General features: G+C 63.9%; 21 protein-coding genes, 2 tRNA genes and 1 pseudogene. 13 read left to right on the top strand and 11 right to left on the bottom strand.

Annotated features, from left to right (window positions below; genetic code table 11):
• Positions 1 to 41 precede the first annotated feature (41 nt).
• Positions 42 to 212, bottom strand: coding sequence for a hypothetical protein (locus tag J8I33_RS14490; RefSeq protein WP_006476323.1), 171 nt, complete (start codon positions 210 to 212; stop codon positions 42 to 44).
• Between the two features lie 136 nt (positions 213 to 348).
• Between J8I33_RS14490 and J8I33_RS14485 the strand changes: the two genes are divergently transcribed.
• The gene (locus J8I33_RS14485) at positions 349 to 525 is read left to right on the top strand and encodes a hypothetical protein (RefSeq protein ID WP_089467143.1); all 177 of its coding nucleotides are present in this window, start codon (positions 349 to 351) and stop codon (positions 523 to 525) included.
• A gap of 19 nt (positions 526 to 544) precedes the next feature.
• On the opposite strand, the gene J8I33_RS14480 is transcribed toward J8I33_RS14485, so the two are convergent.
• From J8I33_RS14480 to J8I33_RS14460, 5 genes and pseudogenes are all read right to left on the bottom strand, one after another.
• Entirely contained in the window at positions 545 to 1,924 is a 1,380-nt protein-coding gene (locus J8I33_RS14480; RefSeq protein WP_209937300.1) for an MATE family efflux transporter, read from the bottom strand.
• A 10-nt stretch (positions 1,925 to 1,934) separates the two neighbouring features.
• The gene (locus J8I33_RS14475; protein ID WP_050013661.1) at positions 1,935 to 2,258 is read right to left on the bottom strand and encodes a DUF2288 domain-containing protein; all 324 of its coding nucleotides are present in this window, start codon (positions 2,256 to 2,258) and stop codon (positions 1,935 to 1,937) included.
• A gap of 116 nt (positions 2,259 to 2,374) precedes the next feature.
• Positions 2,375 to 2,617, bottom strand: a pseudogene (locus J8I33_RS14470) (AMP-dependent synthetase); the annotation flags it as partial.
• A 367-nt stretch (positions 2,618 to 2,984) separates the two neighbouring features.
• Complete coding sequence (locus J8I33_RS14465) at positions 2,985 to 3,686, bottom strand: peptidoglycan DD-metalloendopeptidase family protein (protein WP_209937293.1); 702 nt, start codon at positions 3,684 to 3,686, stop codon at positions 2,985 to 2,987.
• 131 nt (positions 3,687 to 3,817) lie between these two features.
• Positions 3,818 to 4,729, bottom strand: a complete 912-nt coding sequence (locus J8I33_RS14460) for an aldose epimerase (RefSeq protein WP_124594933.1) — start codon at positions 4,727 to 4,729, stop codon at positions 3,818 to 3,820.
• Between the two features lie 480 nt (positions 4,730 to 5,209).
• Here J8I33_RS14460 and J8I33_RS14455 point away from each other — a divergent pair, with 480 nt between their 5' ends.
• Positions 5,210 to 6,040, top strand: a complete 831-nt coding sequence (locus J8I33_RS14455) for an undecaprenyl-diphosphate phosphatase (RefSeq protein WP_209937287.1) — start codon at positions 5,210 to 5,212, stop codon at positions 6,038 to 6,040.
• A gap of 185 nt (positions 6,041 to 6,225) precedes the next feature.
• Positions 6,226 to 6,302, top strand: a tRNA-Arg gene (locus J8I33_RS14450).
• Positions 6,303 to 6,421: 119 nt separating this feature from the next.
• On the opposite strand, the gene J8I33_RS14445 is transcribed toward J8I33_RS14450, so the two are convergent.
• Positions 6,422 to 6,982 carry a hypothetical protein gene (locus J8I33_RS14445; RefSeq protein ID WP_143328700.1) on the bottom strand — a complete coding sequence of 187 codons (561 nt, stop codon included), beginning with the start codon at positions 6,980 to 6,982 and terminating at the stop codon, positions 6,422 to 6,424.
• Between the two features lie 51 nt (positions 6,983 to 7,033).
• Positions 7,034 to 7,843: a hypothetical protein gene (locus tag J8I33_RS14440; RefSeq protein ID WP_245172027.1), complete on the bottom strand. Its 810-nt coding sequence runs from the start codon at positions 7,841 to 7,843 to the stop codon at positions 7,034 to 7,036.
• A gap of 465 nt (positions 7,844 to 8,308) precedes the next feature.
• Between J8I33_RS14440 and J8I33_RS14435 the strand changes: the two genes are divergently transcribed.
• From J8I33_RS14435 to J8I33_RS34465, 7 genes are all read left to right on the top strand, one after another.
• Positions 8,309 to 8,926: a recombinase family protein gene (locus tag J8I33_RS14435; protein WP_209937527.1), complete on the top strand. Its 618-nt coding sequence runs from the start codon at positions 8,309 to 8,311 to the stop codon at positions 8,924 to 8,926.
• A 111-nt stretch (positions 8,927 to 9,037) separates the two neighbouring features.
• A complete protein-coding gene (locus tag J8I33_RS14430; RefSeq protein ID WP_209937280.1) occupies positions 9,038 to 9,583 on the top strand; it encodes a hypothetical protein in 546 nt (181 codons plus the stop codon).
• A gap of 799 nt (positions 9,584 to 10,382) precedes the next feature.
• Positions 10,383 to 10,724 carry a hypothetical protein gene (locus tag J8I33_RS14425; RefSeq protein WP_245172025.1) on the top strand — a complete coding sequence of 114 codons (342 nt, stop codon included), beginning with the start codon at positions 10,383 to 10,385 and terminating at the stop codon, positions 10,722 to 10,724.
• Positions 10,725 to 10,836: 112 nt separating this feature from the next.
• Complete coding sequence (locus J8I33_RS14420) at positions 10,837 to 11,097, top strand: hypothetical protein (protein ID WP_209937273.1); 261 nt, start codon at positions 10,837 to 10,839, stop codon at positions 11,095 to 11,097.
• 187 nt (positions 11,098 to 11,284) lie between these two features.
• Positions 11,285 to 12,181 carry a hypothetical protein gene (locus tag J8I33_RS14415; protein WP_209937263.1) on the top strand — a complete coding sequence of 299 codons (897 nt, stop codon included), beginning with the start codon at positions 11,285 to 11,287 and terminating at the stop codon, positions 12,179 to 12,181.
• A gap of 18 nt (positions 12,182 to 12,199) precedes the next feature.
• Positions 12,200 to 13,360 carry a hypothetical protein gene (locus J8I33_RS34470; protein WP_245172023.1) on the top strand — a complete coding sequence of 387 codons (1,161 nt, stop codon included), beginning with the start codon at positions 12,200 to 12,202 and terminating at the stop codon, positions 13,358 to 13,360.
• The gene (locus J8I33_RS34465) at positions 13,302 to 14,576 is read left to right on the top strand and encodes a hypothetical protein (RefSeq protein WP_245172022.1); all 1,275 of its coding nucleotides are present in this window, start codon (positions 13,302 to 13,304) and stop codon (positions 14,574 to 14,576) included. The genes J8I33_RS34470 and J8I33_RS34465 overlap by 59 nt, the downstream gene beginning before the upstream one ends.
• 385 nt (positions 14,577 to 14,961) lie before the next feature.
• On the opposite strand, the gene J8I33_RS14405 is transcribed toward J8I33_RS34465, so the two are convergent.
• The 3 genes from J8I33_RS14405 to J8I33_RS14395 all read right to left on the bottom strand — a co-directional run bounded on the left by J8I33_RS14405 (position 14,962) and on the right by J8I33_RS14395 (position 18,227).
• Positions 14,962 to 16,122 (bottom strand): site-specific integrase, encoded by a 1,161-nt coding sequence (locus J8I33_RS14405; protein WP_209937256.1) that lies wholly within the window; start codon positions 16,120 to 16,122, stop codon positions 14,962 to 14,964.
• Positions 16,123 to 16,243: 121 nt separating this feature from the next.
• Positions 16,244 to 17,131 carry a hypothetical protein gene (locus J8I33_RS14400; protein ID WP_209937250.1) on the bottom strand — a complete coding sequence of 296 codons (888 nt, stop codon included), beginning with the start codon at positions 17,129 to 17,131 and terminating at the stop codon, positions 16,244 to 16,246.
• A 76-nt stretch (positions 17,132 to 17,207) separates the two neighbouring features.
• Positions 17,208 to 18,227, bottom strand: coding sequence for a site-specific integrase (locus J8I33_RS14395; protein WP_209937244.1), 1,020 nt, complete (start codon positions 18,225 to 18,227; stop codon positions 17,208 to 17,210).
• Positions 18,228 to 18,271: 44 nt separating this feature from the next.
• On the opposite strand from J8I33_RS14395, the gene J8I33_RS14390 reads away from it, so the two are divergent.
• The 3 genes from J8I33_RS14390 to J8I33_RS14380 all read left to right on the top strand — a co-directional run bounded on the left by J8I33_RS14390 (position 18,272) and on the right by J8I33_RS14380 (position 24,052).
• Positions 18,272 to 18,376, top strand: a tRNA-Arg gene (locus J8I33_RS14390).
• A gap of 867 nt (positions 18,377 to 19,243) precedes the next feature.
• Positions 19,244 to 20,320: an ABC transporter substrate-binding protein gene (locus tag J8I33_RS14385; protein WP_348636014.1), complete on the top strand. Its 1,077-nt coding sequence runs from the start codon at positions 19,244 to 19,246 to the stop codon at positions 20,318 to 20,320.
• Positions 20,321 to 20,362: 42 nt separating this feature from the next.
• Positions 20,363 to 24,052, top strand: coding sequence for a response regulator (locus J8I33_RS14380; protein WP_209937233.1), 3,690 nt, complete (start codon positions 20,363 to 20,365; stop codon positions 24,050 to 24,052).
• Positions 24,053 to 24,076: the final 24 nt, after the last annotated feature.

Below are 24,076 nucleotides of genomic sequence, written 5' to 3'. Positions count from 1 at the left end.
GTTCGCGACGGCCCGGGGAGGGCCGAGCAGCAGCGACGCGCTCAGTGCTTGCGCCGCCAGTCGAGCAGATGGTGTTCCGCCATCCAGTGGTGGATCATCCCTTCGCCTTCGTGGCTGCGCTTGTATTCGCGCGACTCGAAGTACGACAGCGCGACGAGCACCATCAGACCGATGAACAGGCCGATCAGGCCCGCAATTTCTTCAGACGACATGGCAGCCTCCTTTCAACGGCACAGCGCCATGCGTACATAGTAGGACATGTGCGGCGCAACCCCGAAACCGGATTTCCGCTAGACTCGGCGCGGTCCCGGCGTGCGATGGGCGCGCCGTTTTCCGGAGCTCTACCTGATGACCCGTTTCATGCTGGCCGTGCTGGCCGCATCCCTCCTTGCCGCCTGCAGCAGCGATCCTCGCCAGGCGCGCCGCGGCCACCCACCGGAAGATCCTGCCGACTATCACGGCGTGCCGACCGACATGACGCCGCCGTCGATGCTCGACGCGCCGTCGCCGAAGCCGGTGCAGTAACGCTCGGCCGCGCTCGCCGTCACGCGCGGGTCGCGGACGCGGCCTGCGGGTCCGCACCAATGCGCCGCAACAGCGCCGGCAGGTAGCGCGCGAGCGTCGCGCCGCGCGCGGCCATGAACAGGAGCAGCGCAAACCAGAGGCCGTGATTGCCGAATGTGCCGACGGCGGCGAGCGTGGCCGCGATGAAGATCGACAACGACACGACCATCGCGCGCATCAGCGATTGCGTCTGCGTCGCGCCGATGAACACGCCGTCGAGCAGGAAACCCCAGACCGACACGATCGGCGAGATCGCGGCCCACGGCAGGTAGCGCAGCGCGACGGCGCGGATCTCGACCTGATCGGTCAGGCGCGCGACGATCCAGCCGCCCGCCGCCCAGTAAACGAGCGCGAACAGCAGCGCGCCGAGTGCCGACCAGAACAGCGTGACGCGCACGGCTTGCCGGAATGCGCGGCGATCGCGCGCGCCGGCCGCCGCGCCGACGAGCGCCTCGGCCGCATGCGCGAAGCCGTCGAGACCGTACGCCATGAAGGTCTGGAAATTCAGCAATAGTGCATTCGCGGCGAGCGTCGCGTCGCCCTGTTTCGCGCCGAGATGCGCGAACCAGCCGAACGCGCCGAGCAGGCACAGCGTGCGCAGGAAGATGTCGCGATTGAGCGCGATCAGCCGCTTGAGCGCGACGCGGTCGGCAAGCGCGCGTACCGCGAGCGGTGCAAGGCCGCGCGGCCGCAGCCGCCACAGCATCCACGCGCCGAGCGCGAAGCCGCATGCGTCCGCGGTGGCGGTCGCCGCGCCGATACCCGCGATGCCCCAGCCGAAGCCGTACACGTAGAGCAGCACGGCGGCGATGTTCACCGCGTTGATGAACACCTGCGCGACGAGCGCGAGCCGCACGCGCTGCATGCCGAGCAGGTAGCCGAGCACCACGTAATTCGCGAGCGCGAACGGTGCGCTCCAGATCCGTGCATGGCTGTATGCGAAGGCTGTCGCCCGGACCGCATCGCTGCCGCCGAGCGCGGACAGCGCGAACGACAGCAGCGGCACCTGCAGCGCCAGCACCGCGGCGCCGAGCGCGAACGCGACGATCAGCGCGCGCAGCAGGTTCAGGCGGATCCCGGCGGCGTCGCCGGCGCCATGCGCCTGCGCGACGAGCCCGGTCGTCCCCATCCGCAGGAAGCCGAAGCCCCAGAACACGAAATTGAAGAACAGCCCGCCGAGCGCGACGCCGCCGAGATATTGCGCGCCGTCGAGGTGGCCGGCGACGGCCGTGTCGACGGCGCCGAGGATCGGTTGGGTCAGGTTCGCGACGACGATCGGAAACGCGAGCGCGAGGACGCGCCGATGCGTGACGGCGGCCGCGGCGCCGCCGTCCCCGTGCGGTAACGCGGAGTCGGACATGGCGGACGCGTCAGGCGCGTTCCTGCACGCAGACCCACGGCGAGACGACGACCGCCCACAGCTCCGGATTGCGCGCCGCGTAGTCGGCGGCGGTCTCGGCCGGCATGCGCGCGACGAGGCCGGACGACAGCCAGCGCGTGACCTGTTCGGCGTCGTCGCTGGCGACGGCTTCCGCGACGCTGACGAGATCGAGGTCGCGTGCGATCGACAGCAGCTTGCCCTGCGCGAAGAAGCGCTCGAGATCGCACCAGTCGATCTTGGCGGTCTCGCCGAGGAGTTTGGCGTAGAGCGGGCTGTGCGACGCGCCCGCGGCGGCGTGTTGATCAGAGGACATCGGTTTCTTGGAAAGACTGCGTGGCGCCACTATAAACCATCCGGCCGGGCGGGCCGCTCACGCGTCGCGCAGCGCGCTCCATGCCCAGTCGGCGGGCGTCGCGCGCGAAAGGTACCGATCCGGTCGCCGCGCCGCAGGCCGGCACGCGCAAAGCTGTTCGCGAGCCGGTTAGAGGCATTCCTCAGGTCGTCGAGCGTGACGCGGAAAACGCCGCCTTGCGTCGTTTCGTGGATCAGCGCGAGGCGCCCGCTGCCGTCTGCCCATTTGTCGCACACGTCCACGCCGATGTTGTAGCGCGCCGGAATGCCCCACTGGAAGCGGGAGAGGCGCGCGTCGTAGCAGTCGGCGGCGGGCAGCATCGGGCGGTCTCCTGGTGTCGAGCGTGGCGTCGGGTGAACGGCTTACATCAGGAATTCACGCAGACGAATCCACAATGGTGTTTCCTGATAGGGAATGTTCGGACTCGTCCAATAGGCGAGGCTCAGTGCACGATTCCACAATGACGCATAAGATCAAGACAAAACAGTGGTGTGACCATGGATTTGCTTCTGATAGCTGCGGGGTTCAGCCTGATTGGAATCGGGGTGCTGGTGGTGTTTGCTCGTCACGTCGATCCGTTGTCCGGCCGTTTCACCGGACGTCTGCGCAAGCGCTGACTCGATTTTTTCCGTTTTCGACGCGACGGCACGCGATGCGCGCCGGCGTCGCGTGTCGTCTGTCGTGCGCTCAGCGCGCCGGCAGGTAGCGTGACGGATCGATCGAGCGGCCGCCATAGCGCAGCTCGAAATGCAGCGCGACGCGATCGCTGTCGCTGTTGCCCATCTCCGCGATCGATTGCCCCTGCGTGACCGACTGGCCTTCCTTCACCAGCAGCGCGCGGTTGTGCGCATAGGCCGTCAGGTAATCGGCGTTGTGCTTCAAGATGATCAGGTTGCCGTAGCCGCGCAGCCCATTACCGGCGTAGACCACGACACCCGGCGCGGCCGCGACCACCGGCGTGCCCGGCGAATTCGCGATGTCGATGCCCTTCGATTTCGAGCCGTCGAACGTGCGCACCACGTTGCCGGCCGCCGGCCAGATCAGCGCGATGCTCGTGGCCGGCTTCACGGCCGATTCGACCGGCGCGGAAGGGGCCGGGCGCGCGCGGCCCGCGCTGCCGGTGCCGGCGGTCGACGGCGTCGACGCGGTGGTCGTGCCGGGCGGCGGTGCGACGCGCAGCACCTGGCCGACTTCGATCGCGTCGGGGTTCGTCATCTGGTTCCAGCGCACGATGCTCTGTACCGACGTGCGGTTGTCGCGCGCGATCTTGTACAGCGTGTCGCCACGCTCGACGCGATAGAACCCGGGGCCGACGGGCGCGGAGCCGCACGCGACGAGCAGGGCGGCGCAGGCGGCTGCGAAGAGTCGCTTCGTTGTTGTTCCGAACATTGAACCTCGCAAAACCCCGCCGCGCATGACGCGGCAGGCAACACAAAACGTCAGATTTTAACGGGTTCGACCCGCGCACTGCAGTTTCGGTCGCGGGTGCGGCTGCCGCGCCCGGTTCGGTGCGTGTCGAATCAGCCGGCGAGCGGCGCGACGCGGATCCGCAGCGTGGCCGTCTCGGTCGCGCCCGGCGCGAGCATGCGCAGCCCGCGCCCGTTGTGGATCGCATCGGGCAGGCCGAGCCACGGTTCGACGCAATAGAAATCCGAATCCGGCTTTTCGGTCCACGTCGTGACCGCGTACCACGGGATCGAGCCCGGCACGTCCAGCGCGATCTCGATCGTGCGGCGGCGGCCCGGCATCACGATGCGCACCGGCGCCAACGGCTGGCCGTCGAGGCAGTGAAACCGATCGAGGATATCCGGATCGTCGAGGCGATAACGGGCCTGGCCCGGTTCGGGCTGGCTGATCGAGCCGTCCGCGCGCTGTTGGCAACGGTGCGTCGGCGGCAGCTCGAGGACGGTGTCGGCCCGCTCGCCGTGCGGCAGCGCGAAATAGAAATGGTGGCCGGCGTAATAGGGCAGCGGCGTGTCGCCGCGATTGGTCGTCGTCAGCGCGACGTCCAGCGTATGCGCGTCGGCCAGCCGGTAGGTCGTTTCGAAGCGGAAATCGAACGGGTAGCTCGCGCGTAGCGTATCGTTCGCGTCGAGCGTCATCGACAGCGCGGCGCCGTCGGCCGACGGGTGCGCGTCGAACGGCAGATCGCGCGCGAAACCGTGCATCGGCAGGTCGCGGACGACGCCGGCTGCGTCGCGCCAGCGGCCGATCTCGCCGTCGACGCGGTGGCGGCCGAGGAACGGGAACAGCAGCGGATTGCCGCCGCGCACGCGTGCGAGGTTGCTCCAGTCGGCGGTTTCCGGCCAGAAGATCACCGGTTCGCCATCGACGTGCCAGGACAGCAGGCGGCCGCCGAATTGCGGGGCGACCCGGACGAGCGACGGGCCGGCGTGAAGTTCGTGAATGTCGTGTTGCTGGAAGATCGGCATGGCGAATCGGGTTGGGCGGGGTGACGGGAGCAACGGGCGTTCCATTATCGGGCCGCGGCCGGTCGGGGAAAACCCTTCTCGGGAAATTGCGAGTTTTTAACACGGTCGACCGTCGGGATAATGCCTCTAAACCGGTGATGTTGCCGGGTCATGACACTTCGTGGAGGGGGCCATGGATCTGGCAATGGCAATGGGAATCGCACTGTTCGGCATGTTTACCGGCAGCACGGTATTATTTTTCTATCAGCTCGGCCGCTGACGGCAATTCCTGCCGAAGTCGACAGGCCCGCCATGCAAATGGCGGGCTTTTTGCTTTCTGCGCGCTTACAAATTGCAAGTGTTTGTGTGCAGCGCCGCAATATCCAGCCAAATGCCTTGGCGCAGTAATCCTGGCTCGGCATAATCGGGGCGCGTTTTTCAGGACGCGCATCGCGTCGTCCGCCTTCCTTCCCGCTTAATCTTCACTAAAAGGACCGACGCGTGAGCCTCTGGTTTCTGGTATTCCTGAGCGTCCTGCAGGGCGTTACCGAACTCTTCCCCGTCAGCAGCCTTGGCCATACGCTGCTCGTGCCGGCGCTGTTCGGCATGCACATCGACAAGCACGCGCTGCAACTGCTGCCATTCCTCGTCGCGCTCCATCTCGGCACCGCGCTGGCGCTGCTGTGGTACTTCCGCGCGCGCTGGATCGCGCTGATCGGCGGCTTCTTCGCGCAGCTCGGCGGCCGCAAGAACGACGACGGGCACCTGATGTGGGCGCTGATCATCGGCACGATCCCGACCGGCATCGTCGGGCTGCTGCTCGAGAAGCGAATCGAGCGCGTGTTTCACGATCTGCGGATCGTCGCGATCGCGTTGATCGTCAACGGCGTGTTGCTGTGGGTCGGCGATCGCATCCAGCGCAGCCGCGCGCATCAGCCGCCCGAGAAGATGACGTTCAAGCAGGCGTTCTTCGTGGGCCTCGCGCAGATCGGCGCGTTGATTCCGGGCTTCTCGCGCAGCGGGCTGACGATGATCGCCGGCAACGTGGCCGGGCTGACGGCGGAAAAGGCCGCGGAATTCTCGTTCCTGCTCGGCACGCCGATCATCTTTGCCGCGGGCGTGCTCGAATTGCCGAAGCTGTTCCATGCGCGCGACCAGCTCGCCGATGCGCTGCTCGGCGGCGTGCTGACGGCGATCGCCGCGTACCTGAGCGTGCGGTTCCTGATGCGCTATTTCGAAGGGCGCGGCCGGCTCGCGTCATTCGGCGTGTATTGCGTGATCGCCGGCGTGTTCTGCCTCGGCTGGTTCATGCTGCATCCGCAGCCGGTTTGATGCCGCAGGGGCCGGTCTCGCGTGATCTGGTGCGATGATCGGGTATAATTTCGGGCTCGGCTTCGTGTCGGGCCCGTTTTGTTTCGGGGTTTGAGTCGTTATGAGGGGGCGGTGTTGCTGCTGCTCGTGACTCAAAAGCCCGATGCCGAATGCGGTCCACGTCACGCCGTGTCTTTTCTCCCCGACCGCCCTTAGCTCAGTTGGATAGAGCAACGGCCTTCTAAGCCGTAGGTCACACGTTCGAATCGTGTAGGGCGGGCCAGAATTCTTCGCTTATTCAAGCACTTACAAATTCGCTTTAACCGCTTGGTTGGAATCGGATACGGGTCTGCTGCACTCCCGCTGTGGCGAGAGCGTGGCGGGATTCTAGCGTACGTGCAATCAGCGGGGGCTTTGACTATGGCCGTGGTGCCGTATTCCTTTAGTCCTTGCAATGTAGCTGACGCTCCCGGCGAACGCAGCGCAGCACGTCCAAGTGAATGTGCTGAGAATGGCTTTGGGTGTGTGCGGTGGGTCCGCGTCTGGAGTAACGGATTTTATGTAATGGACGAACGGAAGCATGTCCTCCGCCACCAATGTGTAGTCGATGCGGTGACTGAATCGGTTACGTAGCGAGTTTAGATGTTTAATAGCAGGCGTTGAATCGAACTTGCCCCCAACATTCTGAGTGCTCAGTAGTGAGATTCGCTGGCCAAATGTCAGTTTCGCAACGTTCCAATCCAAGCTGGGGAACTCGGCCTTCAAATACTCGTCCATGTAATGCTCAATAATTAGATGGCACGAGAGCAAATACCCCATTAAGTCGTAGTCAATCGTTTCAAGGCGCTTCCATTCAACCTTCCCATCTGCGACTGGCCCAAACATAGGCGGCAAGTCTAGGCGCACGGACTGCTTGGCATGTTCCCCATCCTGAGTGGTCGCTTGGTTGTTGGTCTTACTCATGAGAATTCCTAGGTACGCGGCGGCTCAGTTACGTTATTTCCCGAAACGGGCTCAGGCTAACGTCTTCAAGTAATTGACGAATGCGGTGCAGGCCAAGAGGAAGTACTTGGCATCTTCCGCGTTGAGGTTTGGTTCATCCATTAGAGCGTGGCGAATACCGTTAGCGTCGCTGGTGTAGCCGTACAGTGCAGAATAGCCCTTCCGAAGCGCCGCGTGGAGTTTGCCGGCTTTCTCCAGCGTTGCCAAAGCATCACCAAGCTCGGCCTTGTCTTTCCCGCTGACGACTTTGGCAACTGCCTCAACGGCAGAAATAGATTCTTTGATCGAGTTTCGATAATCGGGATTTTGCCGGTTGCTTAGATGTCCGAGTGCCGTGGATAAGTGGGCGCTGGCTGCTACGAATGGTCCCTTGTCTGACAAGGCTTGTTCTAGCGCCTGTACTTCTTGCGTTGAAGTGACCGGGACAATTTGACTGTTCACGATGCGATACGCGGCCAATTCGCGGGCGAGCACCTTGTCTACAGCTTGTCCGAGTTGTTCGCCGGGATAGCCTATCCGAATAAGGAACTCTAGGAAATCGTACACGCCGTGCCAGTTCGAGTGGAAGAAATAATCTCGCACGACCTTCCAAGCGTCGTGGAAGCTAGCACCTCCATAACCGCGACGGATTGGAATTGTGTCAGCGGGGCGTTTCCAGAAGTGTCGCCAGATGATGTTCAGGAGCGCCTCGTCATCTTGGCGACTCTGCCAATCCAAGAACGCATTCCATAGTGAGCTTCGTAGCTCATCGGGCATCGTGTCGGGTTTTAATGCCTCGGGCAGCGGCGTTATTCCCAAGCGTTGGCTGAACTTTAGTGTCATTTAGTAGTCTTGGATGCGGAGATGGTTCCGAGGATAAGAGCGGCAAGTGGCAGTTGGATTGTACTCGGGCCCAAATTTGATGTGCTTATCTGCGCGGACTTACGCCGCCCGCTCGCACCCGCGCTCCCCCGTGCGCCAGCGTGCGCGTTTACCCAGCGGCTTTTGATCGCCGGGCAACCAATCCGCTTCAATACGGGCTGCTGCGCACATGGTTAGCCGCGCCGCGTGTCGAGGGTGCCGCCGTTGCCCACTGGCGGGCCTACAACACGCCGAAAGCAGGGCCTTATCTGCTGCGGCATGTACGCCATGGCAGCGACATTCGCTGAAACGTGGATAGATAACGTTCGTTAAGTGTCCAGGGGAGTCGGTGCGCCGATGGTGGATAGAAAGTCCTTGACAACGGTTTCTATCCGAATGATGATTCTATCCACGTTATCTATCCATGACGATTCACACGCACGAACCATGTCACGAACATTTTTGTACAGCCGCGTATCGACGCAGGATCAGGACACGACGAACCAGCAGCTTGTCGCGAAGCGGGCGGGGTATGAGGTAGAGCCGCATCGTGTGTGTGCTGAGACTATCAGCGGCACAGTTCCAGCGATGGAGCGCCCGAAGTTCCGCAAGCTAGTGGAGAAGCTAGAGGCGGGCGACGTGCTTGTCGTCGCGAAGCTGGACCGGCTAGGCAGGAATGCTGCCGACGTTGACGGCACGGTGCAGGCGCTACGCGCCGCAGGCGTCCGGGTAGTTGTGCTGGACTTGCCCGTGCAGGAGGTGACAAGCGCGGCGGGCGATCTCATCCTGCGCATGTTCGCTGCGTTCGCGCAGTTTGAGCGCGACTTGATCGTCGAGCGGACGCACGCGGGGCTTGAGCGAGCGCGCGCGGAGGGCCGCGTCGGCGGCAGGCCCGAGCGTTTCACGCCGGACGAGAAGCGCACGATTCGGGCGAGGCTAGATGGAGGTGCGTCAGCGCGCTCACTGGCGAAGGAATACGGCACAACGCACGTGACCATCATGAAGGCGGCGCAATCCACGATTGCTGCCGGTCCGGCTGGGGCCGAAGGAGGCACCGCCGAGTAGGGCGCTGGCACCGCACGCACCCCAGTAACGCTCGGTTCAGTCTTGGCGGATAGACCGGGCATCACCTAACCGACGCGGGCCAGCGCGCCCGCAGAGTACCGCAAAACGACCATGAATCAAACGAACATCATCGCTCTCCGTAACTCGAACATCGACGCCGCAGAAGCCTACAAGGAGGGCGCATTCTTCGCTGAGGTGGACTGGCAGGCGGCGCGCAAGGATACGCCCGTCCCTGCCCGCGCGTTGCCCGTTGCGCCCGGCTATTCCAGCATGGCGGACCATTGCCAAACCGCTTGGGAATTCATCCGTCAGCATGTCTGCCCGGAGTGGGATCACGCTGACGCGAAGGGCGCGTTCTTCGTCGGCTATGAGGACCGGGCGACCGAACTGGCGAATGCTGGCGAGGCTGGCTATGAGACGCTGGCCGAGGCTGGAACGGTGGCGGACACCGAGGGATGGGTGTTGCAGTCCGAGCCGTGGGAAGACAAGGCGGATGCCGACGATAAGATGCTGCGCGCCTTGCGTGCGCTGCGGCTGGGCGCTGCTGCATGGCGAGGGCGAGCGGCAGCGAGCGGGGCGGCTGGCGACCGTTACCGGGCAGAGGAAGCGGAATCGCTCGCGGAATCCGTTACCGGCGATGTGCTCGCGGCGTGCTGATGCGAGGCTGGCGGTGGTGCTTGTAGCGCGGGAGTGCGCCGAGGTGCAGGCCGCTGCGGAAGCCGCCGGTAAGGCTGCTGCTGAGATTGACGCGGCCCTCGGCGACATCCTCGGAGAGTGAGCGGAGGCCGCGCCGCTACGCCCGGGTACGCGTGAAACTGCCCGGCTGAAAAATGAACCTGCGCGGCGCGCTCCAGTTCGGCCCTCACATCGCTTCCGTCGGCTTGTGACGGGCTGATTGCGCACCCGTCAGCACATTCCTACGTCATCGCCTCGGTCGCGTAGCGCCCGTTACGACGCCTCCCGCGATGCCTGTCGAATCCTTGGCAGTAGCCCGGCCACGATGGATTCAATTTCATTGCACAAAGCAGACAGGTACACGGTCGCGCGGCCGGGTAGCGATTCCATTTCATGACCCTCAGCAGACACAAGACTGCATCTGTTGCGCGCTCCCGTCAGGTGAGCCACCGAAGGTAGGCGAGGAGCGCCAGCAATGGCAGCCAGCCACAAGCCTGCTGTCTGTCACGTCGTGGCCGCAGCCGGTCCGCGAGGGATTCAATTTCATGACCCTCAGCAGACAACACACGCGGTATCTCATCGCGTCACTTTTCGAGCGGGCGTCGCCTGCCGCAACCAGAGGCCCGCCGTCGTGCGGGCTTCGTCACATTTGGAGGATGAGTATGAGCAAGACCCCTCAACATCCGCTTGAGCACAGCGGCACGGCGCAGTCCTACTTCGAGCGCCTTGAGGCCCGAGCATCGAAAGGGGCGGTAGCTGTATGGCGGGAAGCAGTAGAAGCATGTACGGGCTCGCTTCCGAGCTGGGCCGCGCGGAAGTATCGTGCGCGGGTGAAAGCGTGAGCGGCGAGCAGGGCTTCATGGAACAGGAACGTCTCGGCCGGCTGGCAGCGCTGGGCGTTCCGACGGCGCAGCCGGAAGAACTCGAGCCGGACGTAATCGAACAGGCGGAGCGGCTGGACGGTATGAATCGCGCTTCACTCGCGGTAAGTGCGGCTATGCGCGGCGTCAGCGTAGAAGACTTCGCACGCGCGGTCATTCGAAAGGCGGCGAAGCCTGCGCCTCCAATGATTGATCGCCGCTACATCGAGCGCGCGCGGCGAGGCTATCGGTTCCGACCTTGATCCTCGGCGGCATGCGCACGGGCGGCTATCTGTTCTCCATCCTGTAGAACTCTGCGCCGAACGCAGCATGGCCGGCCCGTTACCAACAGAACACCAATAGGAGGGTTTGAACATGGAAACAGCATTGAGCACTATCCCGGATACGTGCATGACGAATGAGCAGGCATACGACCGTGCGCTGGAGGTCTTGCTTAGCGCGGCCGGACTGGCTCGCACACGGGCGATTCTGGCGGAGGTGATTGTGGAGTTCCGCAAGCGCGAGCCGGGCAATACGTGCGACCGCGAGCGTGCCTTTGCATTCGGCCCCGATCTACTCATACGGGCGCGGCAGATGGGGCAGAGTCGAATGTACGAGCGCGCTGAGCAGCGCTGAAACTGCCCGACTGAAAACTGCTGTCGCGTGGTGCGCGTAGGTCGCAAAACCGAGCGGAGCCTGTCCCGCAATCAGCCGGACGTAGAAGCCTGACCACGCAGCCCCGCCGCGCTTAGCAGCGGAGCATTAAATAAGGAGTACAGATGTATTTATCTTTCTCTCTCGCTTCTGAAGGCGGGATGGCCTGATGTGCCAATTGTTCGGCATGATCGCCGGGGCGGGTGTCGGCATGATGCAGGCCCGCCTACAGAACGCACAAAACGACGCGCAGTACACGTTGGACTCCGCGAAGACCGAAGCAGCGAACATGCTGTCGAAGGATTCTGCGGACAACAACAATATGATCCGCGAGGCGGGGAATGCCTTCCTCGCAGCGCAAGCGGCGCTGTCGAACACCCAGCGCTCGATTGGCAACCAGAACCGCGCCATCGCCATCGGCTCTCAGACGAACGCACAAGTAGTGAACATGGCGCGAGCAACAGAAGCCATGACGCGGGGCAGCTTGGAGCAGCAGATTGCGGCGGCAGCCCAGCTAGGTGCGATGCGTGCCGATTCGGCAGCTCGTGGTGTTGGCGGCACGTCCGCCGACATCATGCGCGCGACCATGCAGACAACAACCTCGCGCCTCACCGCGATGCAAGCCACGAAGGGCGCGCAGATGTCATTCGATCAGGTGATGGCGGCTGCGGGCCTGCGTTCGAACCTCATCACCTCGCAGGACTACGGGCAGACCGTCGCGAGCATGAACTACCAGAAGGACATCCCGCAAACCTTCATAGCACCCGAGAAGATGCCCGACATCACGGCAGCCCAGGGCGCAGCGATGGGGGCTGTTGGCGGGATGGGGTTCCAGCAGTTCCGGAACTCGGGCGGCGGTAGCGTCGGCGGCTACAGCGGGGGCGTGGGCAATACGGCGAACTATGCGTCGCAGGCGATTTTGAACGGTGTGAACAGTTTCAGCGGCTCGTGGGGTGCAGGTAGTACCGGCGGCACGTCCGGCAACAACGCGTACGGCTTCACGATAGACGGTGGCTCGGGTGGTAATTCGAGCAGCACCAATTCATTCAATTTTATGCTGGATTAAGGGGAGACTATGGCAAACGTGAGCTTTTCGCTGTCGGGTGACGGTGGCGTTGTAACTCAACAAAGCACGCTCGGCGGTGGAGGCTCTAACAGCTTCTCTGGCGGACAGGGTAGTGTCGGGCAGTCCAGCGGGCCGCTCGCCGCAGGAGGCACGGACATCGCCGCATACTCGGGCGCGGTTGCCCGGCAAGGCGTGCTCGGCTCCGGTGTGACGCTGGATGCGCTGAACAAGCTGGCGGGTGGGATGCTACAGCCGTACATCGACCGCACGAAGAAGCGGCAGTACGCCGAGGGCATGGCCCAAGCGGCACAGGGTAAGAGCCTCATCGAGATCGAGAACGAGCAGCCTTGGTACACGAAGCTGTACGGCCCGGATGCTACGGTGCAGGGTGCGCAGGCGTTCAATGTGGCGGCTGCGATGCAGGATGCGCAGTCGCAGTTCATGCTTGCGATGCCGCAGCTTCGCGAGAAGTCGCCGGATCAGGTGCGGGCATACATCGTCGACAAGATGAATCAAGTCGAGAGTACGGGCGATCCTGCATTCGATTCTCTGGTACAGCAGGGGTTCGCCGAGCAACTTCCGCGAATGCTCGATACGCACATGGGTCAGTACATGCAGTTCACGCAGGAGCAGGCGTACAACGGCTTTACGAACCTTGGAACGGTCGGCGGCAAAGCGTTACAGGACACACTCACGGCGAACAACAATCCCCAGCAAGCAGACGTTGAACGCGCCTACGCTGACTTTACGAACCAGCTCATTCGACCCGCTAACATGACCGCTGAGGCGTACCAGCGCGGGCTCCGCGACATCACGCTCAGCAATGCGCGTAGCGGGCACTGGCAGGCGGTGCGCGCCGTTAGGGCGATACCTGAATACCAGTCCATGCCGACTGACATGAAGGACAACCTCGAAGTCCAAATTCCGCGACTGGAGCAGGAGTCCGCCTTGAAGAACCCGGCAGCGCGGAACCTGTTCACATCGCGGGCTGACCTCCGGTGGAGCCATGCAACATGGCACGACAGGAATGGACTCGTCGCCGGAAGGGCATGCGAAACTCGATGCCGCAATGGACACGATGGAGGACTCGAACCGGAAGCTAAACGGCGATGCTACCGCGATGTACGACAACGAACAGCGGGCCCAGATGCACAAGATGCTCGACGCGGGGAACGCTAACATTCTGGCGCAGTATCAGAAGGCGCAGTTGAAACAGTTGAACTACGACCAGTCGATCGGTCTTGTGATGAAGGCCGTTAACGGCTCGTCGCCAGCGGCCCTGACGGGCTTGCCGCTCCCGGATGGTGCGAAGGCGCAAGCTGTAGACACCATGTTCCAACAGGCTACCGGCACGCAGTTCGCGAATCATCCTGACGCACAGGCTAACCTGTTCGATAAGCTGAGCACGGTTGCCTATGATTCGTCGCTCCAATCCCCGATGCTCAAGCAAGTGTTGACCCAGCAAATGAACCTCATGCTGAATGGAGACGCGCCGCTTACCCCGGACATGGCGCAGGCGTTGCAGTATGCGGACGCGTTGCGGCGAGGGACCGGGGGCGAAGGGGCAGTGATGGCGTACATGGGCGACTCGATGGGGCCGAAGGTGATTGCGTTGTTGAACAGTGGGTACAAGCTGGATGATCCTTTGCAGCTCAAGACAGCCCGGCACCTAATCAGCCGGGGCGCAGGGGCAGTCGCTACGGCGCAGGAAGTACAGGATGCGCAGCGCGCTGTAGCGAGCGCTTCGCCGGGGTGGTTCAAACGCGTGATTCCGCTGTGGGGCGGGGATGGCGAGCTAACACCATACAACCTGACGGACGGCAACAAGCGGCAGCTCGCCGCACATATCGCGCCACTCATCGCGCAGTACAAGAAAGCGTATGCATACGACGACGACACAGCGGCACGTACCGCGCTGTCGCAAGTGGTGGCGAATGCTGACCTTGTGCCCGGCGCAGTTGTCTTGAACAACCGAGCCTTCGGCGCGCGCCCGTTCTACGAGATGGTGAATCGGGAGTTCCCCGGCGCAGTGGGGCGGCAGGGGCAGGAGAACTATCAGGCGGCGTTGAAGTGGGCGATTGAGAAGCAGGCGGGACCGCTGGAGCCGGAGATTACCGGGGATGCTATTGATGTAGGAATGGCGCTGACGCCGTTCAGTTCACGCAGTAAAGCGGCCGCGATGGGGTACCCGTATTGGCAAGTAACGTCCGGTGAGAACCTTGGTAACGGCTTCATGTCCTTGTTCCTGACGAATCGACAAGGGCATCAGCAAATGATTAACATCGACGCGAAGGTGGTCGCCCAACGTATGCGGGATACCTTTGGCAACAAGCCGGAACACGTCAACCCGGACATTGGGCTTTCGAGCAAGAACGCTTGGGGCTGGGCTTACTAAGCGTGCAGCAGCGCGGGAGCTGGCAGGCGACACCCGTGAGGGTGTCGCTTGTCGTACCGTTCACTCGTTCTGTATCTGTTGGCGCGGGCGTCAGCCGAGCGAGGCGAAGCCGACGCGAGCCGCGCTTGCTATCGGTCGGTACGCTGGATACTCTATCGAACCCGACTGCATGGAAGGGAACCTGATTCGAATTGGAGAGTGAGTAATGCTCGTAAGGAGTACGTGGCAACGGAAGCGCCCGAGATTCGGGCTGACAACCGCCTCCGCGATTAGGTGGGCGGCGCTATGTTGCAATCGGGTGGACGATGGCTCCGCTTCTCGCAACGGCAAACTGACCTCTAGCGCTATTCAACACAAGGCAGCTGGACTTCCTCGGCTGAGCTGCTCAAGGTTGGTGCGGGCGATCCGGTAGCAGTCTATCCGCGCTGGCCACAAGTCGCCGTAGCTCGTGCGTTAATTGCTCGATGGTCATGGAGGTTACAGCCGGGTCGGCTGGGCCGTCTAGCCGCCTTGCTACGTCGTCAAGTTGCAGGTGGGTGTACCGTTCGAGCATCGTCCACGTTTTATGCCCGGTGATGCGGGCGACTTCTGGCACGGTCAGCCGCCGCTCGAAGAATCGTGAAGTTGCTTCGTGTCGCAAGTCGTGGAATCGGAGGTCGTGTAGCTCGGCTCGTCGCCGAGCGCGAATGAATGAGCGTTTGACCGCTTCGGCTGTAACGCCTGCGAATACTTGACCTGTCCGGTTGCCGCTCTTGTCGAGGACGGCTGGCACGCTTTCGAGAATCATTGCAGCGTGGGCCGATAGTGGAATGCCACGAGCCGTGCCGTTCTTTGTCATGGGTAGCCGGGCATAGCGTCCCGATAGACTGATGTGCGCCCAATCGAGGGCGACGATTTCGGACTGCCGCATCGCTGTCTCCAGTGCGAGTTCTACCACGGGCCGCAGATACGGCGCTCGCGCATCCTCGCACGCAGCGAGTAGAACTGATTCCTCGCCAGCTCGGAGTCGCCGATCTCGTGGCGGAGATTCCTTCGGGCGGCGCACTTGGCGGAACGGATTCTCGGTGAGCGGTGCGGCCCATTCTTCAATGCCGATCTTGACGACGTGCGCGAGCAACGTCATGTCTCGGCGAACGGTCGATCCGCTGACAACATGTAGGCGGGAATCGCGCCATGCGGCGACGCGCTGGCGGTCGAGGTTGGTGATGGGGCAGTCGGCTATGTCGTGTTTGAGCAAGCCGTTCATTCGGAGGGATTCTTGAGCGGCTGACCGCTTAAGCGGGGTGACGGTCGCAAGGTATCGATGCATCAGGTCACCGAGCGTGCGGTACTGGACTTCACACTCGGCGGCGATTCGCTGTCGCTCGGTTTCCATCTTTGCGGCGTGGATGCGGCAGTGGATGTAAGCCTCGTGCTCGGCAAGCCAAGCCTCGGCCTCGATTCTGCCCCGGAAGGTGCGAGACAGCGAGGGGAATCCTTTGAGTCGAACTTTCGCTTGGTACCTGACTGCCCCGTCCTGCCTGATACGCATTTGGATCGTGCCCATACCGTCTCCATCGCTGGGTAGCAGGTATCGGCAGTCAAGCTGCGTCTACTCGGGCATTCAGTATGTCATGGCGACGGTCATGCTAGTCACCAGAGAACGGTGGCCTCACTCGTGGTCGGATTTAAGACAGGAGCGATTGCACTCCGGTCACAATGGCGGACGCGACAAGGCTGCCTCCGGCTCCTTCACAGATAGTGCGGACCGATGCAAGTGCTGCTTTCAGTTTGCCGTGGTTCGGCTGAGGCTTACTTGCCTCGGCGTCAATTTCGGCGAGCAGCGGGGAGACTTGACCTGCGGTTTCGGGCGGTAGTGCGGACAGGGCAGTGCGGGCTTGCTCAACCAGATCACGAACACCGCTCACAGACAGTTCGCCCGTAGCCTGTTGGTGGTTGGTCACTATTGCGTTGTCGGAAACATTACCAACAACACCGGCATTTTGAATGAAGAACTGTTGGGTCACAGATTGTGCCTCTTGCTTTTCGGTAAGGGTGAATAGCATGTTCTCGCCGAGCACTCCTGCTTGCTCAAGTTGGAGGCTCCAGTCGAGAGTAAGATTTCGCACTGCATCGAAAATACCGGCAATTTGCCCGGCTGCAAGTCGGACTGCGAATTTCATGTCGGTTTGAAACAATTCCTGCAACTGCCGCTCCATCTCGTACGAGTATTGCAGCATTACATGACTGTCTTTCGTGCCGAGGTAAGGTTCCATGGAGCCGAGCGACAGCCCAATCTTTGCTTCAGAGCAAGCCCGTTGCAGTTCGGCGTCCGGGAACTGGACAGGTATCCAGCCGTGAAAAGGATTGCGTGCCTTACATTCGCCGGGAATTATTCGGTAATGCGGGGGCAGTTCGCCGCTACCGTAGCCGTTCAATTCACGATCAATCCACCCTGTGGCATCCGTGAGCCCTAGCTTAACGGTGACCAATTTTGCCGTTCGGACCAACTGAATCACAGAGGAATCACGGCTTACGGCCATACGTTGAAGTTCGACAACCAGCGGGAGGCTCATTGCAGGACACCAAAAGTGAATTGCTTATTGTAAGACAGTTATCTTTGCTTGCGCTAAGCATACCCGCCGGGTTGGGCTATCCGAGTTTCGCGGCCAAATCCTCCGCTTTCAAATGAGTGTACCGTTTCAGCATCGCGAGCGTCTTGTGACCGGTAATGCTAGCGACCTCGACCGTCTGCAATCCCAGCTCGAAGAAGCGACTCGTCGCCTCGTGGCGCAGATCATGAAGGCGGATACCGACAAGCCATTGAGGATCGGTGGGGCGTTCCAGTACGCGGCAGGTTGACTCGTACAATCCTCGCGCTCGCTGCACAGCACGGCAGAATGCCCGCGTGAGGGCGTTTGCAGTGACGGCGAAGGGTACGGGGTATCCGGCGCCCTTGCGGGCCTGTAGAACGGCTGTAGCGACGCTGGACAGCGGTACAGTACGGGGCGTGTCCGTCTTCGTCAGCGGTAGATGGGCGGTGCGCCGTTCGAGGTTGATGTGTTCCCATCGCAGAGACGCGAGTTCGCCGCGCCGCATGCCGGTTGCTACGGCGAGCCGGATGAAGTCCCGCAGGTCGGGCGATTCCGTCGCGTCGATGATGGCCTGTATCTCGTCCGGGTGGAGCCGCCGATCCCGGCCTTGCGGCTTCCGGGGCTTGATGACCTTCGGGATGCCAGCGGGCAGGACGATGCCCCATTCGCGGGTCGCCAGCGTGAGCGCCCGGTTCAGTAGGTTCAGCTCGTGGATGACTGTCTGCGGCGACACCTCCTTGAGCCGGGCATCGCGGTAGCAGACGAGGTGGGACGAGGTGAGGGCGGTCAGCTTGTACGCGCCGAGCTGCTTCTTGAGCTTCTCCGCACGGCCCTTGTCGCTGTCACCGCTGCGTTTTGTCGGGGACACATCGCGAGTGTATCGGTCGAGTAGGTCGGCTACGGTGGTGCGGTCAGCTTCGTCCGTGCAGACGAACAGCCCTCGGTCCATCTCCGTTTCGACCATGCGGCCCCATTCAGCGGCATCGGCGCGGGACGGGAATGTGCGGGTGCGGGACGGGAAGCCAGTCTTGCGGACTTGGCATTGCCACTTGCCGCCACGCTTGTTGATAGTTGCCATTGCGAATACCTTTCGGTTTCGCGGTGTGGCGAAATTGTGGCGAAGCGTTGCTCAGTTGGATACAAGCCGCGCCCAGCAAGGCGCGGCGACCCACGAGCAACGGCCTTCTAAGCCGTAGGTCACACGTTCGAATCGTGTACGGCGGGCCAGTGAAATCAATGCATTGGCCGATATTTTCAATTTTCCTTTATCGCGTTGCGTGTTCACGCAGCGTGTGGCTTTTATAGTCAACCCGGATCGTACCCAGTCCATGTGAGAACGGCGATGCGCGCATAGCGTGTCCAATTTGCACGGCAAGCAGAAAGGCGTTGCTTGTCCGAGCAGTATGTCGGCCGTAGCCGCGCTATCAATTTGTTTGGCAGTCCGTTGCTTATTCCTCGTCGAACCGGCTTGCGGCATTCAACCGACACACCAACAACGGGCGCGGCCAAGTTGCCGATCGACAAGATCGGCAACGCGCGGCCTGGCTACGCGACGCGTCGGCGTATCGCCGCATCGGCGCCGCCGCAAGTCCGCGCGCTGCGCATTCCCTCTTCCGAACGCCGGAATCGGCCGCGCGACATCGCACGGGCGTCCGGTCCTTGCGCACCAATTCCCGCAACAAACCGGCGCACTGACGACCGTATCGAAATGCCGCACACGCGATCCCACACAGTCGCGCCCTCCCGCATTCGATCGCCGCAGCGCAACAATCCGCCACAACCCGCGACAACGGCGTGGCCCCGCGCCTCCGCCTTGCAGTCCCAACGGATGCCACCTATATATATGACTAATCGACTCGTACCACGGCAGCGGTGCGGCACGCGGCGGGGCGCATCGTCAGATCAGAACAACCGGGTGCCGAACGGGAGCCCTACATGGACGAGAGTGTGTCAGTCGCACCAATGTGTTCCCGCACCTGGTCTTCGAACCTACTGCGCGCACTCGCGCGTCCCGGCGGCAGGCAGGCGCTGGCGCTGATCGCATGCTGCGCCGCACTGAGCGGCCAGGGCGCCGGAGTCGCGGCGGAGCCCGGCGTGACCGGCGACACGATCCGCCTGGGCATGGTCAACGCGCAATCGGGCAATTCCGCAGGCCTCGGACATGGGCTGCTGATCGGCGCGCAAGCCGTATTCGACGACGCGAACGCTCGCGGCGGCGTGCACGGGCGAAAAATCGACCTCATCGTCGCCGACGATCGCTACGAACCCGACCGGACGGTGGACAACACGCTGGACATGATCGAGCGGGGCAATGTGCTGGCGCTGTTCGGCTACGTCGGCACGCCGACGACCACCGCGGTGCTGCCGATGATCCGGGACGCCGGCATTCCGCTCGTCGGTACGTTCAGCGGCGCGATGGCGCTGCGCAAGCCGGTCACGCCGGAGGTCTTCAACATCCGGGCGAGCTATGACGACGAAACGCGCGCGCTGGTCGATCATTTGATCGCGCACGACCACGCGACGCGTTTCGCGGTGTTCTACCAGGACGACGGCTTCGGGCTCGCGGTGCTGGCGGGCACGCGGCTCGCGCTGCGCCGCCATGGCCTCGACGTCGTCGCCACCGGCACGTTCCGCCGCGGCACGACGGCGGTCGACACGGGTCTGGCGGCCGTACTCGAAGGGCGGCCCGACGTCGTCATCATGGTCGGCCCGTATACGCCGGTCGCCGCATTCGTTCGCGCCGCGCACCGCGAAGGCCTCACGGCCCATCTCGCGGCGGTGTCGTTCGTCGGCACCGACGACCTGTTGCGCCTCATCGGCGACGAAGGGAATGGCATGCTGATTTCGCAGGTCGTGCCGCTGCCGCAGAGCGATCGCCCGGTGATCCGGGACTGCGCGCGGCTCATCGCCCAGCGCTTTCCGGACGAGCACATCGGCGTGGTGCACATCGAGGGCTGCCTCGACGCGAAGGTCGCGCTGATCGGGCTGGAGCGCGCGGGGCCATCGCCCACGCGGGCAACGCTGAAGCAGGCGCTCGAATCGATCCGCCATCTCGACCTCGGCGGCCTGGTGGTCAACCTGAGCAGCGACGATCATCAGGCGCTGAACGACGTGTTCCTCACCGAAATCGCGCACGGGCACGTCACGCCGCTGGTCGTGCCGGCGCAATGAGCGGCGGATGGCCGTCAGGCCATTCCGATCCTGGAGGGCTGCATGGACATCAAGGCGAAGCTCGTCACCAGTACCAGCCTGATGCTGCTGGGCGCGGTGGCGATTTCGGTGACCAGCCTGATCGCGGTGCACGGCATTGCGTCCGGCGTGCGCACGCTGACGACGGAATCGCTGCCGCTGCAGGTGCGCAGCAACGAACTCCAGCGCGCGTATGCGGAACTCGCGGTGGAGTTCGGCCGGCTCGAGCACGCACAGGACGCATCGGAGCGGCAGCAGTCGTCGTCGCAGATCGAAACGCAATTGCAGCGGATCGCCGGCATCACGGCCGCCGTGCGCGCGATCGACCGGCACGGTATCGACGAACCGTCCACCGATCTGCGGACGATGCTCCGGTCGATGAACGAAGGCGTCGACAAGCGCCTGCGCGGCGAGGCGCAACTCGTCGCCGAGCGCCGGCTGATCGAACGCGTGCAGGCGCGGGGCGCCGCGCTGCTGACCGAGATCGGCAAGGAAACCGAGCGGCTGGACAACGACGCCGATGCGGCGGTGAGCGGCGCGCTCGCGGCCAACACCGCATACAACCGGACGATTCATGCGCTCGACCAGGTTCGCACCAACGTCAAGGACATCATCACCGTCGCCGGCCGCGTCGACGTCGCGCCGAACCGATACCGGCTCGCGCCGCTGCGCGAGCGCATGCAGGCGTCGATCGACGGCGCGCGCAATGCGCTCGCGCTCGCGGTGCCGAACCTCGATGCCGCCACCGCGCAGGGCGTGACGACCGCACTCGGGCGCGTGGCGGCCGACATCCTCGACGGCCACGAGGGCCTCGTCGCGCTGCGCGGCGCCATGTTCGCCGAGCCGTCCGTCGCGGCCCGCTACCGCGCGAAAGAGGACAGTGTGCTGCAGTCGCTCGAGGCGCTGGACGCGAAGCTCGCGGAGATCGCGGATCCGTTCGCATTGCAGATCGTCAAGGCGCGACAGCGTCTCGACGAGGCGATCGAATTCCGGCGGCGAGCCGCGCGCGTCGCGTCGCTGTCGGCGATCGTGAACGGCGGCATCAGCGCTTTGGCGTTCGACCTGCGGATGATCGCGCAAAGCGACGGCAACGACCGTCTGGCGCGCGGCGACGACGAGCTGCACAAGAACATCGGTGCGCTCGCCGCATCCGCCGGCGCACTGCGCGATGCGCTCGCCGCGGACGGCCCGGGCAACGTGAAGCGCGCCCAGGAGGTCGTCGGACTGACCACGGAGCTGGCCGGATCCGCGCGCCGCATCCTCGCGGTGAAGTCCGACATGCTGGCCAACGACGTGGCCATGCAGGGCATCGTCGCGGACGTCGATACGACGGCCAATCGCCTCGCGGCCTACACGGAGCAGGAGGCCGTGCGCGTCGACCTTCAGCAGCGCGGCATCGTATCGGACGTCTACCGGGCCGTGGCGACCGCGATCCTGATGATCGTGGGCGTATCGTTCCTGCTCGCGATCGGCGGGCTGCTGATCAGTCATCGGCTCGGCGCGTCGATCTCCGGGCCGCTGTCGCGCCTGACGCGCACGATGGCGCGCATTCGCAGCGGCAGCGACCTGTCGTTGCGCATGACGCACAAAGGCCGCGACGAAGTCGCGGCCCTGGTCGCCGGCTTCAACATGATGCTCGACGAAATCGAACGCCGCGACGTCGATTTGCAGGCGGCGATCGCCACGGCCGAAGCCGCGAATTCGGCGAAATCGGAGTTTCTCGCGCGGATGAGCCATGAGATCCGCACGCCGATGAACGGCGTGCTCGGCATGACCGAGTTGCTGCAGCGCACGCGGCTGACGTCGAAGCAGCGCAAGTTCGTCGACACCGTGTATCGATCCGGGCAGACGCTGCTCGTGCTGATCGACGACATTCTGGATTTCTCGAAGATCGAGGCGGGCAAGCTGACGCTGGAGCGCGTCGATTTCAATCTGCATCAATTGCTCGACGATGTCGTCGCGCTGCTGGAGCCGAACGCGCAACGCAAGGCGCTTGCGCTCGTGTACCGGCGCGGCGACACCGTTGCCGAATGGATGCGCGGCGACCCGGTGCGGTTGCGCCAGGTGCTCACGAACCTGCTGGGCAATGCGATCAAGTTCACCGAGCACGGGCACGTCGCGCTCAGCGTGTCGTATGCGGACGACGGCCGCATCGTGTTCACGATCGCCGACACCGGCATCGGCATCGCGCCCGAGGTGGCCGCGCAGTTGTTCCGGCCGTTCCAGCAGGCCGACAACTCGACCGCGCGCAAATACGGCGGAACCGGGCTCGGCCTCGTGATTTCCCGGCAACTGGCCGAGATGATGGGCGGCGCGCTCACGCTCGAATCGACGCCCGGCCAGGGCTCGGTGTTCACCGTGACGACCCCGTTCGAGCCGGCGTCCGGGGAGGTCGGCGTCGCATCGGAGGCACGGCCGTCGCTCGCCGGCCTGAAGGTGCTGATCGTGGACGACAGCGAAACCGATCGCAGCGTGCTGCTCGAACATGCGATCGAATGGCAGCTGTGCGTCGCCACGGCGATCGGCGGCGACGACGCGCTGGCGCAGTTGCGCGCGGCGGTCGCCGACGGCGCGCCGTTCGATCTCGCGATCGTCGACGTGCGGATGCCGGGCATGGACGGCATCTCGCTCGTGCAGTACATCCGCCGCGATCCGTCGCTGCGTGCGCTCAGGATCATCACGCTGACCGCGTTCGAGATGATGGACAGCGTGCTGGTGGCGCACGAACTCGACATCGCCGCCCGGCTGACGAAGCCGCTCCATGGCGCCGATCTCCATGCGGCCATCGCCTCGGCGATGCACGTGATGCCGCCGCGGCTGACGTCTGCTGAGCCGGTGTCCGACGACGCCGCCGCGGGTCCGCGCCGGCCGCTCGACGAGATCGCGGCGCGCGTGCTGCTGGTGGAGGACAACGTCGTGAATCAGCAGATCGCGCTCGCGATGCTGGAGGACACCGCTTATCAGGTCGACGTGGCCGACGACGGCGAGCAGGCGCTGCAGCGGCTGGCGGACGACGGTTTCGACGTCGTCCTGATGGACTGCCAGATGCCGAAGCTCGACGGCTTCGAGGCGACGCGGCAACTGCGCCGTCGCGAAGCCGAAGCCGGCGCGCCGCGCATGCCGGTGATCGCACTGACGGCCAATGCGCTCAGCGGCGACCGCGAGCGCTGCCTGGCCGCCGGGATGGACGACTATCTCGGCAAGCCGTTTCGCCGCGATGCGCTGCTGCAGATGCTCGCGCGCCATGTCGGCGGCGCGGCGTGCGCGCCGGTAACCGGAAGCGATGCGGCGACGACGGGCGCCGACATCGATACGCGTCCGGAAGCGGGCGGTGGCGCGGCCCCCGATCCGGACGACGACGCCAGCGTGATCGACCAGAAGGCGCTCGATGCATTGCGCGCGCTTCAGCGGCCGGGCCGCCCGGATGTCCTGACGCGGATCATCGATCAATTCGCGGCGGACGCGCCGCGGCTGATCCGCGACATGCATGCGGCGGTCGAAGCGGGCGACGCCGATGCGCTGAAGCTGGCCGCCCATACGCTGAAATCGAGCAGCGCGAACGTCGGCGCGCACCTGCTGTCGGCGCGTTGTCGCGCGATCGAGCAACTGGCGCGCGCCGCCGACGTCGGCGCGGCGGTGGAGCTGGTCGCCGGCACGGACGCGGAATTCGGGCACGCGCACGCGGCGCTGATCGCGGAGCGCGTCGAAGGTTGAACGGACGCCGGGCCGGCCGATCGC

The sequence above is a fragment of the Burkholderia sp. AcTa6-5 genome (genome assembly GCF_017815075.1).
In the GTDB taxonomy this organism is placed as follows: domain Bacteria; phylum Pseudomonadota; class Gammaproteobacteria; order Burkholderiales; family Burkholderiaceae; genus Burkholderia; species Burkholderia sola.
This window is presented reverse-complemented; position numbering and strand designations above follow the sequence as displayed.

Coding starts and splice junctions, on each gene's coding strand:
- J8I33_RS14490 (WP_006476323.1), bottom strand. CDS start 212: ATGTCGTCTGAAGAAATTGCGGGCCTGATCGGCCTGTTCATCGGTCTG.
- J8I33_RS14485 (WP_089467143.1), top strand. CDS start 349: ATGACCCGTTTCATGCTGGCCGTGCTGGCCGCATCCCTCCTTGCCGCC.
- J8I33_RS14480 (WP_209937300.1), bottom strand. CDS start 1,924: ATGTCCGACTCCGCGTTACCGCACGGGGACGGCGGCGCCGCGGCCGCC.
- J8I33_RS14475 (WP_050013661.1), bottom strand. CDS start 2,258: ATGTCCTCTGATCAACACGCCGCCGCGGGCGCGTCGCACAGCCCGCTC.
- J8I33_RS14465 (WP_209937293.1), bottom strand. CDS start 3,686: ATGTTCGGAACAACAACGAAGCGACTCTTCGCAGCCGCCTGCGCCGCC.
- J8I33_RS14460 (WP_124594933.1), bottom strand. CDS start 4,729: ATGCCGATCTTCCAGCAACACGACATTCACGAACTTCACGCCGGCCCG.
- J8I33_RS14445 (WP_143328700.1), bottom strand. CDS start 6,982: ATGAGTAAGACCAACAACCAAGCGACCACTCAGGATGGGGAACATGCC.
- J8I33_RS14440 (WP_245172027.1), bottom strand. CDS start 7,843: ATGACACTAAAGTTCAGCCAACGCTTGGGAATAACGCCGCTGCCCGAG.
- J8I33_RS14435 (WP_209937527.1), top strand. CDS start 8,309: ATGTCACGAACATTTTTGTACAGCCGCGTATCGACGCAGGATCAGGAC.
- J8I33_RS14430 (WP_209937280.1), top strand. CDS start 9,038: ATGAATCAAACGAACATCATCGCTCTCCGTAACTCGAACATCGACGCC.
- J8I33_RS14425 (WP_245172025.1), top strand. CDS start 10,383: ATGTACGGGCTCGCTTCCGAGCTGGGCCGCGCGGAAGTATCGTGCGCG.
- J8I33_RS14420 (WP_209937273.1), top strand. CDS start 10,837: ATGGAAACAGCATTGAGCACTATCCCGGATACGTGCATGACGAATGAG.
- J8I33_RS14415 (WP_209937263.1), top strand. CDS start 11,285: ATGTGCCAATTGTTCGGCATGATCGCCGGGGCGGGTGTCGGCATGATG.
- J8I33_RS34465 (WP_245172022.1), top strand. CDS start 13,302: ATGTACGACAACGAACAGCGGGCCCAGATGCACAAGATGCTCGACGCG.
- J8I33_RS14405 (WP_209937256.1), bottom strand. CDS start 16,122: ATGGGCACGATCCAAATGCGTATCAGGCAGGACGGGGCAGTCAGGTAC.
- J8I33_RS14400 (WP_209937250.1), bottom strand. CDS start 17,131: ATGAGCCTCCCGCTGGTTGTCGAACTTCAACGTATGGCCGTAAGCCGT.
- J8I33_RS14395 (WP_209937244.1), bottom strand. CDS start 18,227: ATGGCAACTATCAACAAGCGTGGCGGCAAGTGGCAATGCCAAGTCCGC.
- J8I33_RS14380 (WP_209937233.1), top strand. CDS start 20,363: ATGGACATCAAGGCGAAGCTCGTCACCAGTACCAGCCTGATGCTGCTG.